13 protein-coding genes and 1 rRNA gene are annotated in these 17115 nt (G+C 41.6%); 7 read left to right on the top strand and 7 right to left on the bottom strand.

Annotated elements, in window-relative coordinates:
• Positions 1-6 precede the first annotated feature (6 nt).
• Positions 7-777 carry a DeoR family transcriptional regulator gene (locus L1D46_RS03695; RefSeq protein ID WP_054552250.1) on the bottom strand — a complete coding sequence of 257 codons (771 nt, stop codon included), beginning with the start codon at positions 775-777 and terminating at the stop codon, positions 7-9.
• Positions 778-931: 154 nt separating this feature from the next.
• Between L1D46_RS03695 and L1D46_RS03700 the strand changes: the two genes are divergently transcribed.
• Positions 932-1459: a sugar O-acetyltransferase gene (locus L1D46_RS03700; protein WP_239976820.1), complete on the top strand. Its 528-nt coding sequence runs from the start codon at positions 932-934 to the stop codon at positions 1457-1459.
• Positions 1460-1541: 82 nt separating this feature from the next.
• Here the strand turns inward: L1D46_RS03700 and L1D46_RS03705 are convergent, their stop codons facing one another.
• Entirely contained in the window at positions 1542-2822 is a 1281-nt protein-coding gene (locus L1D46_RS03705) for an acyltransferase (RefSeq protein WP_239976821.1), read from the bottom strand.
• Between the two features lie 181 nt (positions 2823-3003).
• Between L1D46_RS03705 and L1D46_RS03710 the strand changes: the two genes are divergently transcribed.
• A complete protein-coding gene (locus L1D46_RS03710) occupies positions 3004-3867 on the top strand; it encodes a LytTR family DNA-binding domain-containing protein (RefSeq protein ID WP_130052221.1) in 864 nt (287 codons plus the stop codon).
• 114 nt (positions 3868-3981) lie between these two features.
• On the opposite strand, the gene L1D46_RS03715 is transcribed toward L1D46_RS03710, so the two are convergent.
• From L1D46_RS03715 to L1D46_RS03730, 4 genes are all read right to left on the bottom strand, one after another.
• Positions 3982-6396: an ABC transporter permease gene (locus tag L1D46_RS03715; RefSeq protein ID WP_239976822.1), complete on the bottom strand. Its 2415-nt coding sequence runs from the start codon at positions 6394-6396 to the stop codon at positions 3982-3984.
• Between the two features lie 85 nt (positions 6397-6481).
• Entirely contained in the window at positions 6482-8878 is a 2397-nt protein-coding gene (locus tag L1D46_RS03720; RefSeq protein WP_239976823.1) for an ABC transporter permease, read from the bottom strand.
• Between the two features lies 1 nt (position 8879).
• Positions 8880-9581, bottom strand: coding sequence for an ABC transporter ATP-binding protein (locus tag L1D46_RS03725; protein WP_239976825.1), 702 nt, complete (start codon positions 9579-9581; stop codon positions 8880-8882).
• An 11-nt stretch (positions 9582-9592) separates the two neighbouring features.
• A complete protein-coding gene (locus tag L1D46_RS03730; RefSeq protein WP_239976826.1) occupies positions 9593-10846 on the bottom strand; it encodes an efflux RND transporter periplasmic adaptor subunit in 1254 nt (417 codons plus the stop codon).
• 230 nt (positions 10847-11076) lie between these two features.
• On the opposite strand from L1D46_RS03730, the gene L1D46_RS03735 reads away from it, so the two are divergent.
• From L1D46_RS03735 to L1D46_RS03755, 5 genes are all read left to right on the top strand, one after another.
• On the top strand, positions 11077-12480 hold the full coding sequence (locus tag L1D46_RS03735) for a sigma-54 dependent transcriptional regulator (protein WP_239976827.1): 1404 nt from the start codon (positions 11077-11079) through the stop codon (positions 12478-12480).
• Between the two features lie 3 nt (positions 12481-12483).
• Positions 12484-13788: an ATP-binding protein gene (locus L1D46_RS03740; RefSeq protein WP_130050143.1), complete on the top strand. Its 1305-nt coding sequence runs from the start codon at positions 12484-12486 to the stop codon at positions 13786-13788.
• 85 nt (positions 13789-13873) lie between these two features.
• Complete coding sequence (locus L1D46_RS03745) at positions 13874-14413, top strand: hypothetical protein (protein ID WP_178926430.1); 540 nt, start codon at positions 13874-13876, stop codon at positions 14411-14413.
• Between the two features lie 118 nt (positions 14414-14531).
• A complete protein-coding gene (locus L1D46_RS03750) occupies positions 14532-15809 on the top strand; it encodes a LysM peptidoglycan-binding domain-containing protein (RefSeq protein ID WP_239976828.1) in 1278 nt (425 codons plus the stop codon).
• Positions 15810-15900: 91 nt separating this feature from the next.
• Positions 15901-16617 carry a hypothetical protein gene (locus tag L1D46_RS03755; protein WP_178926431.1) on the top strand — a complete coding sequence of 239 codons (717 nt, stop codon included), beginning with the start codon at positions 15901-15903 and terminating at the stop codon, positions 16615-16617.
• 296 nt (positions 16618-16913) lie between these two features.
• Here L1D46_RS03755 and rrf read toward each other — a convergent pair.
• Positions 16914-17028 (bottom strand): 5S ribosomal RNA (gene rrf / locus L1D46_RS03760).
• Positions 17029-17115 lie beyond the last annotated feature (87 nt).

The following is a 17115-nucleotide window of genomic DNA, read 5'->3' on the forward strand; positions in this document are numbered from 1 at the left end:
TACGGGTTATTCAATTTCTGCACAGATCAGCTGTACTCCACATGCTGTTATCGCCTCACGCTTATCTGCGCTTAGATTGTTGTCTGTGATAACAGTGGTAACACGCTGCCAAGGCAGTTCTAAATTAGGTATTCTTCGGCCAATTTTTTCTGACTCTACCAGCACCACTACCTCTCGGGCAGCTTCAGCCATCACTTGGCTAAGCCCCACTAATTCATTGAAGGTTGTGGTACCTCTATCAATATCAATGCCATCGGCACCAATAAAGAGTTGGTCAAAGTCGTAAGAGCGTAGAACATTCTCCGCAACTTGGCCTTGAAACGATTCTGAATGCGGATCCCAGGTTCCCCCAGTCATCAATAATGTTGGCTCATTTTCTAATGAAAGTAGTCGGTTAGCGACATTAATAGCATTGGTCATCACCACTAAACCGCGTTTACTCGCAAGCTCTGGGATCATCGCCGCGGTAGTGCGACCGCTATCAATGATGATGCGGTTATGATCTTTAATCAGCTTTGCAGCGGCCTGTGCGATTGCCATTTTGCGAAGCGAGTCGCTTTTCTCATTGCTATTTGCAACGATTTCTTGCGGCAGTGCAATAGCACCACCGTACCGGCGCAGTAATAAGCCACTTTTTTCAAGTGCTGTCAGATCTTTACGAATGGTCACTTCAGAAGTTTGAAACTGCTCAGCTAACGCTTCAACAGCAACTTCACCAAGTTCATTCACTTGGCTTAAGATAGTATGGCGACGTTGTTGAGTGTTTCGTTTTGTCATTTATATGATCACATAAGTTTCGTTTCGAAAGTTGTGAGATTTTAAACGAAACAATATAAATGGCAAGTGAATGATCGTTAACCTACACAGGTTTAATTTTGATCTTCACCGCTAACAAGCTAAGCTATTAACAAATATAACCATGAACAGCCCCATGAAAGAGTTTAATAGCCTCGATAAGCCCTTATTTGAACAACGAAAAAATGCCCATGAAATTTGCCGTTTATTTGCCAAAAGCCCAAGTAAAGGCAATTTAAAACGACTAAAAGGCATGTTTGCTCACTGTGGCGAACAGGTTGTTATTGAAGCTGGTTTTCATTGTGATTATGGCAGTGGTATTAAAATAGGTGATCGCACCTTCATAAATATTAACTGTACAATGCTTGATGCGCCGCTATCTGATGCGCAAATTACAATAGGCGATGACTGCTTAATAGGCCCTAATGTGCAAATACTCGCGGTATCGCATGCAGTAAACCCTACCGAGCGTTTAGCAAAAGCTAATTTTGCAGCGCCGATTAGCATTGGCAAGAATGTATGGATTGGTGCAGGTGCCATTATACTTGCAGGTATTACAGTTGCTGATAATGCCGTGATTGGCGCAGGGGCAATAGTTACCAAAGATGTCGCGGCAAACACCCTAGTAGCAGGTAACCCCGCGGTGAAGATAAAAGATATTTAAGTACACACTTAAGTCACATCGTTCGCTAAAGCACATACTACACGAGCCCGCTACGTATATTTTATACCAATGGTATAGTTGTTTAGATTAACCTGATAATCAATGGGCTTACTAGGATTAGTCCACAACCAAAACCAACTTTTACTTGCCATGCTTTATATTTACCTGTGACTTTAATCCCTAAAAATGGACTTAATAAATCGACGCGACGCGCACATATAAACACTAGCCAACAAAGAATAAAAGTGAGACTTAGTATAAGTAGTGACTCCATGAAACCACCTAATTGCAGCTTCGATAAATAAAAGGCAAGGCCAATAATCACACTTTGATGTAAGAGATAAAAAGGAAATACCGCTGAGTTCAATAAAGCCAATTTAGGGTGATCGTGATTTAAAAAACGTTGTGCTAGTGCCAGCATCATTAACACACCAACTAATCGTTGCGCGGTATACAACATATCCATGCCCGTAATTTGCCACTGACTGGCAGCTGAGTTTTGCCAAATCATGTTATAGCCCGCCACTACAATCAGGTAACCTACAATAAATACCACGCATAATGCCCTCCAATGAAGAAGTAGCCGACTATAAAATACTGAGTGCCACGCAAGTAAGTAACCATAAAGTAAAAATAAAGCACCCATGAGGTATCGAAATGTATCGCTCGGCCAGCTCAACTTTAAAATACAAAGCGGCAATAGCAATACGATAAAAATAATTAATAACGACTGTTCACATAGACGTGTAATCACTGTTTGAACATAATGGTGATGAAGCAGTGGCAGAGCAAACACGAGCAATAAGGTAAATTGCCATAACGAGCGTAAGTACCAAAGATGGTTTACATCAACATGAGGCCAAATACCTGCTTGATAATATTCAAATAGAGGGTTTGTCAAATCAAAAAACTGCAAGTAAAACTGCCAGTAACTTATCGCTAAACCGGTCTCTTGGCTCATTTGCGCATATAGCTGAACTGGCACAATAAACCAAACTCCAATTAATAATGGCAGTAATATTCTGACACTGCGTGATATTAAAAAACCACCTAAGCTAGCGCGCGCAATTATGAACCTCAGTGCAGCACCTGAGATAAACCAGATTAACCCCATCCGCCAAGGCGACAATAAGAGCATGATGTTTTCTATATTGCTGGATAAATACTGACTTTTAAAGTGAAAGCCCCAATTTTGAGTGTATAACATACCTGTGTGGTAAAAAATTAATAAGCCAAAGGCAAGTACTCTTAGCCAATCTAAATCATAACGACGCGGTGGTAACTCAACGGCTTGATTAAACGCATTTTGCCATGGCTGTAATAACGTGCGTGTTGTGTTTTTAATTATTATTTTAAGTTTCATGATTGATTATGGTTACGACAAGTTAATAACAACTATGAACAACACATAACGTTAAGCTATCAGAAAAGGTCAATAAAACAATCAGTAGGGATAAACGGTGGATATCAGGGATAGTATGTTTGGTGATTTATCACTATCTTGTTAGTCTAATTACGGTCTTCAAAGAGTAACAATAATAATGATCACCTTAATGCATTTTCAGCGTAACCGAACTTGGTATGCGACATTATTTTTATTTAGTTATATTTTTATAAATAACACTATTAATGCCAGCTCAGATATCATGGAAGCCCAACGCGATGGTGAACTGTCATTTTTGCTTTGGGAGCCCTTTGTCTGGGAATATTCAAGCGCTATCGGCACCTTATTGTTATTTCCTGCTTTAGTTTGGTTATTGCAAACCCAACCCTTTAATTGGCAAAAGATCACTCGCTCATTGCTCACTTATTTATTCGCAAGCATTATTTTTTCCTTATTACACGTAGGGATCATGGTCGCTATCCGTGAGTTCATTTACACAATTCAAGACATGCAGTATGACTTCGGGTTGCTGTGGTTTGAGTTACTTTATGAATACCGTAAAGACTTATGGGGGTTTTTATCTTTAATTGTGATTATTAAAACGTATCAATACATTGTTAGCCAATTAACCGGCGAAGCCAAGCCAATCAATCATGAAGAAAACGCCCAACAGGATTTGAATTTCGACCGATTACTGGTTAAAAAACTAGGCAAAGAGTTCATCATCTGTACAGATCAAATTGACTGGCTTGAATCTAGCGGCAATTACGTAAACCTACATATTGGCTCACGTATTTATCCGCTACGTACAACCATGACCCATCTTATATCTCGGTTAGAACCGCAAGGTTTTTGCCGTATTCACCGTTCTCATGCTATTAGACTCGATGTGATTGAATCAATCACGCCATTGCCAAGTGGTGATAGTGAAGTGAAACTTACAACGGGAAAAATACTTAACTTATCACGTCGTTACAAAGAGCAGTTTAAAAAACAGGTTAATTCGTCTGCCGCTCATTTTTAGCTAACTGTATATGGCGTTTTTCTGCATAAAGAATTTGCTGGACTTGGTGGCCATTTAAAGGTGTAAAACAGCCCAGCTGTATTGCTAGGCTTGGAGTGGATTATGAGTTAAGTGTTACTCATAACGAAGGATTAATGATGGACGGGTGCTGGCCGCCTTGAAGGCAAGGGTTGCGACAGTCAGCCAAGTAAAGAGTGCGACCAAAAGTGCCGCAGCGCCATACACCCACACGGCTTGCTCAATACGGTCGTTAAAACCTTGCAACCAGTCATCCATTAGCCAATAAGCTAGAGGCAAAGCAATTGCCGCTGCTGCGAATACTACGATTAAAAACTCACGGGCAAGTAGGTTAACTAAACTTAAACGGGTTGCACCCAATACTTTTCGAATGGCTAATTGCTTTTGCTGACGTTTCGCTGCAAACGCAGCAAGTCCAAATAAACCTAAGCAACTTAAAAACATGGCCAGCACAGAGAAGTTTCGAATGAGCACAAACAAATCATGCTCGACGCTATAAACCTTGGCTAAGTCTTGCTGCATCAAGCTAAATTGCGGATCGGCGGTTAAATTAAACCGCTTTAAAAGCTGGCGTAACTGATTAAATAACTGAGAAAAGTTTGCTTGTTCGGTGCTTACCACCAATCGAACGGTTGATTGCGAGCTATACCCTGCTGAAAATGACACAGGCAGCCAATCATCTTTCGCCGAACCGACTTTAATGTCTTTTACCACACCGACAATGGTTGCATTAATATTGCGATAAAGCCCCTGAACATGCAGACCTACCACCTCATCCACATTATCGTAGCCAGCACGCTTTGCCATTTGTTCGGTCACCAAAATAGCCATTGCTTGAAGGTTACCTTTGCCCTGCTGCGCCTCAGTATGCTCATCGGTAGAGTGCAGCCAATCGCTCTGAAACTGTGGTGAAAAATCTCGGCCTGCAAGTAGTGTCAGACCCAAGGTTTCAACGGCATGGAAACCTGTGCCTATGGTCGGTGGCAGTTCGCTTTCTTCGTAGCCATTGGGCCAACGGAAATAAAAGCTTTCAAGAATACTGTCGGTTAAATCTGTGTCTGTAGTGGTCACTTGCATGACACCTGGCAGCGCACGGATCTCATTAAGTATCGCGTGTTCTTTTTCCATCAATTGCTTGCTGCTTAAATCATGTATCACAATGCGATCTGTCGCATCATAACCAAGCGACAAGTTTTGCAAGAACGTTAACTGTTGTAAGCTCACCATAGTACAAACAATTAAGGCCATTGCCATGGCTGCTTGAAATACTAACAGGCCTTTACGCACCGCTTGACCTGTTTGCAATTGCCCTGCAAGTAAACTTTTTAGCGGTGCGCGTGCGACACAAAAAGCCGGATAAGCACCAGATATTAAAGCCAATAAAAACACCACGCCCAATACAGCTAGCAATTGTGACCAGTCCCAAATAAGCTGCAATGGTCGATTCGCAAAGGCACTAAAACTTGGTAATAACATCTCAACCCAACACAACGCTAACAACGTAGCAAGGATCACCAATAGCAAGGCTTCTAACAAAAATTGCAGTATTAATTGTCGCTTACTCGCCCCCAAGGTTTTGCGCATGGCAATTTCTTTGATGCGATAAAGCAATTGCGATACCGCAATATTAATGTAATTGGCTGCAGCAATAGCGAGTAGTAAGACACTTAGCACCAAGCTCAAGTTCACTAAAAAAGCCGAGCCGCCTGGTTTAAATTCAAAGGGCGAATGGGCTTTAAAGTACACCTCTCGCATCGGCACTAAACGATACTCAAGTTGGCTATTCTTTAACTGATATTTTTCGATAAGACGACTAGCTAACAGCTTTTCGATGTCTTTTAAATCAGCTCCTTGCTGAGTTTTTAGATAAACATAACTCGATATATCGTTATGTATGGTGAAATCAACAGACACTAAAGCATGGAACAAAAAGTGACTGTTATCGGGTAAATCATCAAAAACAGCACCCACAGTGACACTTTGCTCGCCCATCAATAACGTTTGTCTGAACGCTTTACTGGCGCTACCAAACAGCCTTGTGGCTTCACTGTTACTCAGAGCTATTTGATTGGGCACAGAGAGTACTTGTTCTAGGTTGCCAAGCATCACCTCTAAATGAATAAAATCGCGAATATTAGCCGATGTACCATATAAATTACGCAGCTTAAATGCTTGCCCTGCAACATTAATATGAGCGGAAAGCAAATCGCTATCAACCACATCTGCCAACACCAATAAATCGCTTACATCGCTGCGTGAAGACACTGTTTGCGCAATGCTTACAACCGTTAATGGGATCTCTTCTAAGCCGGGTACATTTACATCAACATGCAAACGATATACTTGCTGATGATCGGGCTGCATTTTATCAAACGACAATTCGTACTCTGCGAATAACGCCACTAAAAGCGCCCCAGCAAGACCTATGCTTAGTCCAAAGACATTCAAAAGCGCGTACAACTTATGCCGCTTAAATACCCTAAATGCCGTGGTAATGTGTGATACTAACATGTTTTACCTTTAGACCTTACCTGTTCTACCTAAAAATGCCCCATCAGCTACGCCGATAGAGCATAGTCTTGACTAAAAACTCAATTTACTCATAACGAAGGATTAATGATGGACGGGTGCTGGCCGCTTTAAATGCTAGGCTTGCCACCGTTGCCCACGTGATAACCGCAACGACCACAGCCGCAGCGCCATACACCCACACAGCTTGTTCAATGCGGTCGTTAAAGTTTGCTAACCAATCTCCTACTAAGAAGTAAGTAACCGGGTAAGCAATAGCAATACTCACGCCCACCAGCACTAAGAACTCTTTAGCAATGATATTTACGATACTGATGCGAGATGCACCTAGCACTTTTCGAACTGCCACTTCTTTTTGACGACGCACTGTTGCAAACGAAGCCAAACCAAAGGTACCTAAGCAAGTTAAGAACACAGCAAGACCAGTAAAGATTAAAACGACATTCGAAATTCGCTCATCGCCTTTTAACAACGTTTTGTAGTTGTCTGCGAGTAAGTTAATTTTTGGCTCATAGATATTGGCTGAGATTGCTAATACTTCAGCGATCTCAGCTTTAATATAAGACAAGTTTTGCTGATCAATGGTTAAGATTAACTCTGATACTGGTGATAAGAAGTTAAAGCCACATAAGAACATAATATTTGAGTTGGCATCTTTAGCATTACCTACTTTTACATCTTCAACCACACCCACAACACGCATATCTACGCCGCGACCTGAGTCTTTAATTACCTTACCGATAATGTCACTCATGTTAGTGTAACCCGCTTGCCTTGCGACAGATTCAGTCACAATAGTACCCGTACTTGTTACCCCATTTTCACGGCTTGCCCAATCACCAGCAAATTCACGACTAAAGTCACGACCAGCAACCAGTTTTAATCCTAGTGTTTTTACAACATCGTAGCTTGCGCCAACAACAGGCGTTAAGCTGCCAGACGCTTCACCATTTGGCCACGTTGGCATAAGTGTATTATTGATTGAAACGGTTAAACGAGTATCAATCACTGTTGTTTGCTGTACGCCTTGAATCGCACTAATACGGTTAACTAAGGCATTTTTTTCTTTTGTGAATACTTCGCCTACAGGTAGCTCCGAAATAACCAATCTTTGTGTTGTTTCATAGCCTAAAGGTAAGCTTTGTAAGTAAGTTAATTGCTTTAACAAGGTAATAGAGGCAATGATTAAACCTATTGCTAGTGAAGCCTGCAAGGTTAGTAAGCTCTTACGAACCCATATTGCAGTATTACCACGCTGTAAGTCACCACTTAAAACGCGTTTTGCACTGAATGACGAAATAAAGAATGCAGGATAAAGCCCAGCTAATATGCCCACAGCAATTGCGACCACAATAATTGCAATGCCAAATTCAGAGGCATAATTCACGCCCAATTCGCGGTCTACTAGCTGATTAAAGCTTGGTAAAAATAGCTCCACTAAAGCACATGCAATCACCATTGAAAGCATTGATACCAACACAGATTCAGATAAAAACTGCGTTACTAACTGGCCTTTACTTGCGCCAAGCGCTTTACGCACACCCACTTCTTTTGCACGTTTAGTCGATTGAGCGACGGTCATATTAATGAAGTTAAAACCTGCAATAAGAATAAGTAACACACTTAAACCAACACAGATCATCACCACTTGTTTAGCACCACCTGCTTTCATCTCAAACGGTGATTTTGCCGTTAGGTGCAAATCAAGTAATGGATGCAGCTCTAAACTAACTTGTTCCAGCATCGAACCGCTAAAAAAGCGCTCTGTTAAGGTTTTAGCTAATGCATCGGTATCGGTGCCCTCAGCTACACGCATATAAACATAACTACTGTTGATGTCTATATTGCTTGGATCATGCTTAACATAAACAAGGTTTTTAAAAGCAAAGTGAGTGTTATCTGTTAAGTCTGCAAACACGGCACGCACTGTGTACTGTCCTTGTTCATGTGTTAGTGTTTCACCAATCACATCGGTGCGACCAAAAATGCGCAGTGCTTCTGATTCACTTAAAGCAAGGCTGTCTGGTGTACTCATTGCTGTTGTTAAGTCACCTGCAAGCGTTTCTAGAGCAATAAAGTTTTCAATATTTGCTGAAGCACCATATAAAGCATTTAACTTATAGCCTTGGTTGCGATAACTCACATCAACCATAGCTTCACGGGTCAGCTCGACCATAGTTAATCCAAATACTTCTTCAACTTGGCTGTAATCTTCGGCCTGCTTTGACTGCACATAATTAAAAATAGGCACCACAGCTAAACCAAGTTTTGAGAAGTCTTGGCCAACGCGATAAACACGCTCAGCATGAGGCTGTTGGCTATCGTACGAAAGCTCATTTTTTGCAAACAAAGCAACTAGAATTGCCGCAGCTAAGCCCACACTTAAACCCAGAACATTTAAAATAAAGTGCTGTTTTTGGTTTTTAAACGCACGCAGCGCGGTGATCAAATAACTTAAAATCATGTTATGCCACCTCTGCTGTTTGTTGAAAACGGTTAGCTTTATCAACCATCACTTGGCCATCAAGTAAGCGCACTAAACGGTCAGCATAATTGCCTTCTTTTTCTGAGTGAGTAACCACAATTACCGTGGTACCTTCGCGATTTAGCTCACGTAGCATCGCCATGACTTCATCACCATTTTTTGAATCAAGGTTACCCGTAGGCTCATCCGCTAAGATTAGTTTTGGATTAATCACGAGAGCTCTGGCTACTGCTACACGTTGCTGCTGACCACCCGATAACTGCTGCGGTAAGTGATCTGCTCTATGGTCGATTGCAACACGTTTTAAGATTGCGTCTACTCGCTGTTTACGTTCACTTTTTGAGATGTTTTGATATTGTAGTGGCAGCTCAACGTTTTCAAATACTGTTAATTCATCAATCAAGTTAAAGCTTTGAAAAACAAAACCAATCGACGCTTTTCTAAGTGCCGCTAATTGTTTTTCACCAAACCCTGCGATGTCTTCGCCTAAAAATTCAAAACTGCCTGCCGATGGCGAATCCAACATACCTAAAATAGAAAGTAATGTTGATTTACCACAACCAGATGGCCCCATAATGGCAAGAAACTCGCCTTCGTTTACATGTAAGTTAATATTGTTAAGCGCTGTTGTTTCAACATCTTGAGTACGGAATACGCGTGATAAGTTAGTTAATTTAATCATTGTTTTTATCCTTAAAATTGTAGTTGTTGTGCTTTATCAAAGTTGCTATAGCTAGAGGTGATCACGCGATCTCCGGCGCTTAGGCCACTTAACACTTCATAATAGTTTTGATTCTTTTTGCCAAGACGAATGTCTTTTCGTACTGCACGATTGCCATCTTTATCCATGACATAAACCCAGTTACCTCCTGAGCTGGTAAAAAATGCGCCGCGTTCAAGTAATAAAGCAGTGCCTTTGCTATCACCTAGCATCAGCTGTACATCAAGGCTTTGCCCACGTTTTATGTTACTCGTGCCATTAGGTAAATCGACTTCAACCTGAAACTGTGATTGCTGAACACGGCTATCAATTTTGCTAACTGTTGCCGCAATTTCGCCTTGCTCGTGTTCAATAAGCACTTGCATACCTGCTTGAACTTGGCTCAGGTAAAACTCATCTAGTCTCACAACTAACTTGTATTCATTAGGAATATCAATCTGCCCTAGGCGAGAACCACGGCCTTTTGATTCACCAATTTCAACATCAAGTTCACTTAAATAACCATCAGCAGGTGCTGTTACGAGTAGGTTTTCAAGGTTCTTACGTGCAAACTGTAGGTTTTTCTCTAACATGTCGGCACTGTCTTTTAACTGAGCTACCTGAACTTCACGAATGCTGTTTTCTTGCTTTTGACGCTCAAGAGTTAGTTCTTTACGAGCTTTGTAATACGCTAAATCTTCTTGAATTTCAGATAATTGCTCTTGCGCTAACACACCCGTTTTCACTAGCGGCTGAGTCTGTTTTAAGCGACGCGATAAATGTGTGATTTTAAGATCGATTTCAAGCAAATCACGGCGTAAGTTTAAACGGCTGGTTTCCATATTCATTTGCGTGTTACGTAAAAAGTTAAGCTGCTCAGTCACCTGTGCTTCACGGCTCATTACATCTAGCTGCAAGTTAGTATTGCTTAAACGCACAAGTGGTTGACCTTTTTTAACAAACTCCCCCTGTTCAACAAGTCGCTCTTCAACTTGACCTCCGGCAATGGTGTCGAGATAAATGGTAGTGCGAGGCATAACCTGACCACGAAGACTTAAAGCATCAACAAATTCACCTTGTTGTACTGTGCTAATCGTTAAGCTTGTCGCGCTTACTTGCTGGCTTCGACCTGTTTGCTCAGTTTGCGTGAAACCATAAGCTGCAGCCGCAACAGCTAAGCATGCCGCTGCAATGAGTGATTTCTTAAAAAATGCTTTGTTATTTGAGCGTGTAATTTTCTTATCCATGTTGACGCCTTTAAGTTATCTAGGTGCTAATTACCTATAGATAAAACAACTCTTGTGCCAACTTTTATTTTTATTAAATTACAACAGCTTACATAAAAACCAATAAAGATGTATATAATCAAGTGTCCGCTTATAGAACACTTCAAAACCCATATATCGTCCATAAATGGACACTCTTACTATTTTCAATTAGTCTTAGTGTTCCCATAAAGGAATAATAATAAATAGCTATGAAACAAGCAGGATCAATTCTTATCGTCGATGATAACCTCGACGTACTTATCGCCGCACGATTACTTTTAAAGCAGCATTATCAGGTTGTAAAAACCACAGATAACCCCTTTGATATCGAAGGTATCATTAACGCACAGCATGAGGCAGATCAGGCTATAGATGTTGTGTTACTCGATATGAACTTCACGCAAGACTCAATTAGTGGCAAAGAGGGATTCTACTGGCTAAAAAAAATCATGAGCCAAGACGCTAACATTGCGGTACTGCTTATGACGGCCTACAGCGATATTCAGCTAGCGGTCGAAGCAATTAAAGCCGGTGCCTCTGACTTTATTGCCAAGCCTTGGCAAAATGAGCAATTACTCGGTGCTGTAGCGGCGGCATTTTCACACGCTAAAGACAAACAGCAAGTTGGTAAGCTCACAAAACAAAAGCAGGCCTTGCAGCAGTCAATCGGCAATCAACCATTTGAGTTTTTAGGCCAAAGTGATGCCATGCAGCAGGTTTTTTCGGTTATCGACAAAGCAGCCAACACAGATGCCAACATATTGATTAGTGGCGAAAGTGGCACAGGTAAAGAACTCACCGCACATGCAATCCACAATGCAAGCCAGCGCCAAAGCCAACCCTTCATAAGCCTAGACATGGGCTCACTAGCCGAAAGCCTGTTTGAAAGCGAACTATTTGGCCATAAAAAAGGGGCGTTTACTGGCGCGAAAGAAGATCGCATTGGCCGATTTGAGCTGGCCCATGGTGGTAGTTTATTTTTAGACGAGCTAGGTAATTTACCGCTTAACCAACAAGTCAAACTACTTGCGGCACTACAAAACAGGCAAATAACACCGGTTGGTGGCTCAAAAGTCATCGATATTGATATTCGTTTGATTTGTGCAACGAATGAAAACCTCGAACAAGCAGTTACTGAAGGCAAGTTTAGGCAAGACTTACTGTACCGTGTTAATACGGTAGAGATCCATTTGCCAGCTCTGCGTGAGCGCAGTGAAGACATTCCATTACTTTGTAACTACTACTTGCAGCACTTTGCACATAAATACAAACGAGAGTTATCAATTACGGCATCTGATATGACACGTTTAAGTCAGTATCATTGGCCAGGCAATGTCCGTGAACTTGCCCATGCAATTGAGCGTGCAGTCATCCTCTCAGAAGGTTCAGAGCTCGATATAAGCTCAGTGATAAGCTCACCAAGTACCAGTGTAAGCACAAATGAACTCTCTACAAACGCTGCTGACTACGACACTTTTGATCTTGAAATCATCGAACAGAGAACCGTTCGTGCAGCTTTAAAGCATTTTCAAGGCAACGTTAGTCACGCAGCTAAAGCACTCGGCCTGACACGCGGAGCCATGTATCGTCGTTTAGAAAAATATGGACTTTAATCTATGCGAAATTTCATTAGCTTAGCTGGCCTATTAGCTGCACTAATTGGTTTCTCAATTGCTTTGTTTTGGCAAGTACAGCAAAGCGGGTTTTCTGCAATTTCGGCACTTTTAGTTATTTTAAATTTGGTATGTGCCGCGCAAATTTTTAATTTATTTAAACGCCAAACAAGGCGTGCAGATATGGTTTTTCGCGCTTTAGCGAATGGAGACAGCACATTAGGCTTTGGTGACCAACACCCTATGCAGCAACAATTTGAGCAGGTTAAACAACAAATTCAGGCTGCACGTTTTAATGCAGAGCAACAAGCCCAGTTCTTACAAGCGCTATTAATTCATATCGATTTAGCAGTATTAGTATGTGACGAACAAGGCACTATTATTGAAAGCAATCCGGCGGTTAGTCGTTTGCTTGGGCAAGCTGTAAAGCACATCGATGATTTAGGTGTAATAGCCAACCTAGTCCAAGACGCTAAACAAAATAGCCGTAATACCGTGCCATGGCAAAATGGTGAGCAGCACGATACGTTATCTGTGCAGATCAGTATTGCCGAGATCCAAGGTAAAGTTCGTAAAGTGATCAGTTTGCAATCTATTCATGATCAGCTGCAATTAAAAGAGCAACAAGCTTATAAGCGCCTCACCAAAGTACTGACTCATGAAATTGCTAATTCGATTACGCCACTCTCTTCGTTAGCACAAACTTGTACGGCACTGCTGCCAAATGAGCTTAGTTTTGATGATCAGGAAGATAAACAAGACTTGCAACTCGCCCTAACAACACTCGCATCACGAACCGAGCATTTAGGCGAGTTTATAGCGCAATTTAAAAAGGTTAGTAGCTTACCCGCCCCACACTTACAGCCACATATTCTGGCAGATCTTGCCAAGCAAGTTGTCGCTCTGCACTCACAACAAGCTAAGCAACTTAATATTACTTTGAATTTATCGGTGCAAAGCCAACAGTTAGTAATGATAGATAGAGGCCAAGTTGAGCAAGTGATAATAAACCTGCTTAAAAATGCCCTTGATGTACTTAAACAATTAAATAATCCAGAGACAACTAAATGCATAGAGGTAAATATTGCACAAAATGCTAATCAGCAACTGTATTTAGAGGTCAGCGACAATGGTACAGGTATCAGCGATCATGTGATCGAGATGATTTTTGTGCCATTTTTTACTACCAAGCAACAAGGCTCAGGAATAGGCTTAAGTTTATCGCGCCAGATCATGCTCAATCATGGCGGCGATCTGGTATACATCAAACGCCAGCAAGGAGCCTGCTTTCGTTGCGTGTTCGGTTAGCTTACATAGTTAGAACACTTACTTACAATTTGCTAAGGCGCTGTTTGGTATCATGTACCCATTAACGTTTAATGGATTAACCAATATGAAGTACCTCGCCTTAGCACTGCTCTCATCACTTGCCTTTATTCCTACAAAAAGCTTTGCTGGTATTTATGACAGCCCTAATATGAACCTGTTTGTTAAGTCAGAGCATAATAGTACTGATTCAATCACCTCAGCCGGCATCGAATTTATGGCTAAAAATAACTACAGCAATTTCGGCGCAGCATTTACAACGGCACTAGGCTCAGCAGAAGTATTTACTAAAAAAGGTGATCGGGAGACATTTCTAACCTTAGATAGCGGCATCAAATTTGGCTATTTCAGTGACTTTTTTGTCTATGGCGAAGTGGGCTTAGATTTAATTGAGCTTGCTGTATACGACGACCGCGATGACCACGACTACAGCGACCGCTATGATGACGATCACAATAATATTGATGGCTATGTTGGTGTGGGTATGGGCGTGGACTCAAAGCCATTCAGAATAGAGGTCTATGCCAGAGCCAGAGAAATAGACAGCCGCTATTGGGAAGCACAAAACCATGGTTATGCTGGGTTACAAGTTAGTATTTCGTTTTAATTTCAATTGGGTGAGTAAGTTAGCGAGCTGTTAATCTAATGGTCATTTTTAGCTCACCCTATGTTAAGCTTAGGCGCTTTAGTTTACCCGCACCTAAGTTAACGGAGTATTTTAATACGTGTTTTTAAATCGATTTTTAGGCCTTGTTGTTGTTTCTCTTATTGTAACAGGCTGTCAGACTGCCCCTGAGTCACTTCCCGAAAAGAAGCCTACCATCAAAGCCAATCCAGGTACTGTGGTTGCAGAAGCTAAAACAGCACAAGTAGACGCGGTGACACCGCTCAAACCAAGTGAACTAGATGACGTATGGCAGCGTATTCGCATTCAACTGCAGTTTAGCGATTCAAGTCATCCAGATGTGCAAAAGCGCATTGCTTGGTACCTTACTCATCCAAATTACATGGAAGAAATAAGCCGCCGTGCAGCGCCGTATTTGTATCATATCGTCACAGAAGTAGAAAACCGTGACTTACCAATAGAACTCGCTCTAATGCCGCTTATAGAGAGCGATTTTGATGCCAGTGCCTATTCACACAAACATGCATCGGGTTTATGGCAACTCACCCCCTCAATCGCCAAATACTTCAAAGTAAAAATTACCCCTTGGTATGATGGTCGCCAAGATGTGGTCGACAGCACCCGTGCAGCTTTGGATTTTATGGAATACCTTTATAAACGCTTTGATGGCGATTGGTATCACGCTATTGCTGCCTACAATATTGGTGAAGGGCGAGTATTACAGGCAATTGCTCGTAATAAAAAACAAGGTAAGTCGACGGACTTCTTTAGTTTAAAACTACCATCACAAACCAAACAGTACGTACCTAAGTTACTGGCCGCAGCACAATTATTAAAACACCAAAGAATGGTATTCCCTGCGATTAAGAATGAGCAAGCTATTGCAACCTTACCAGTGACTGGTGCAGTGATCTTAGCAGATAAAGCGAAGTGGCAAGAGCTTGAAGAGCTAAACCATGGTGTTATCCGATACCCAGCGGTGATTGATGCGCCACATATTGTGGTCCCCAAAGATCAGCAAGCAAGTTATCAAACTCTATTAGCTAATCAAAAGAGCAATGATTATAGCCAGTGGCAACATTACACAGTTAAACGCGGTGATAGTTTAAGTGTGATTGCAAAGAACTATAAAGTAACAGTTAGCCAACTGAAAACCTTCAATAACCTAAAAACAAACACCATTCGTATTGGTCAAAAGCTGATATTGCCGCAATTAGCGGATCAGCAAATCGAGTATAAGGTGAAATCTGGCGATAGCCTTTGGAAGATAGCAAAGCAATACAAAGTCAGTATCACTAAGCTTAAACAATGGAATAACCTTTCAAGAGATAATTTAAGAGTAGGTGAAAAGCTCACGGTGTTTATCTCAAATAGTTAATACCAAATCAGGGAGTTTTACTCCCTGTCTCTTTTATCTATCCAATTAAAGTTGTATCTTTATTAGTCTATAAAAACAACAATCAATAATTATGGATAATCAGCAACAGGACGTAAGCTGTTCAACAGTGAAAACAGAGCAAGACTCTAACGTTGAAGAGCAAACAAAGACCACCCAGCAAAAAACTCAACCTGCTAGCAACCAGCATAAGGCATGGTTTACCAACGAGCGACTAAACCTATTTCTCGCACTCTGTGCCATTATTATCTCCGCAGCCTCCTTTTATGCCACTTACTTGCAAGCCAACGCTGCAGAACGACAAGTAAAAGCCGCCACATGGCCTTGGCTTGAAGTGATAACGGGGAATTTTGATGAAGAAAAAAACCTACCTGAAATCACCTTTGAACTCACTAATTCAGGATCAGGACCTGCGATAGTAAAGTACGTGAAGTATCACTATAACGACCAATCATATTTAGATATCTATAAAGTAATTTCTGCATGCTGTTTTGATACACAAGCATATGAAACACAGCTACAAACTCTGCAAGAAGATTCTCCCGACATAAATATTTTCGAAGCATTTGGCTGGATTATGACGAGTGCCAGTGATAACCGGTTGCTGGCATCTGGCAGCGAACTTAAACTTTTTCGTTTCAAGCGAACGGGATTTAATGAAACTCAATGGGACAAAGTAAACAAGCAGCGTAATAGCATTAAAACCGAGATCTGCTACTGCTCGTTGCTAGAACAATGCTACCTAAGCGATGGCCGCGGCGATGTGAGAGAAATACAGCAGTGTGAGTGACACCGAGCTATCAGCTTTCAGCGATCAGCCGCTCGATGGAGCTGTTTGGTGCTGCGTCTCCCTCTGCCGGAGGTTCTAGGCTCTAGGCAAAGTGTAGTTGTAGGAATGACTTTAGCCATGAATGTGTTTGTTAAGGTCTAGATACGGCACTGACGTGCCTCCTACAGGGTTTTGTTGCTGAGGGAGTCTCTGCACTATACAACCCCACATTTCAGTTGACGTCTGACGGCTGACGGCTGACGGCTCCAAACGCAAAAAAGCCCGACTCTTTCGAATCGGGCTTTCTTTAATTTGGAGCCTGGCAATGTCCTACTTTCACATGGCAAATGCCACACTATCATCGGCGCTGTTTCGTTTCACTACTGAGTTCGGCATGGGGTCAGGTGGGTCCAAAACGCTATTGTCACCAAGCAAATTTGGTTTTAATTCGCTCTTTTGAGCAAATTAATAAATCTGGAATTCTGATATCAAGTAAATGTCTACTTTAGTTTCTTAACT

The sequence above is a fragment of the Pseudoalteromonas sp. Isolate3 genome (genome assembly GCF_022398505.1).
Taxonomy (GTDB): domain Bacteria; phylum Pseudomonadota; class Gammaproteobacteria; order Enterobacterales; family Alteromonadaceae; genus Pseudoalteromonas; species Pseudoalteromonas apostichopi.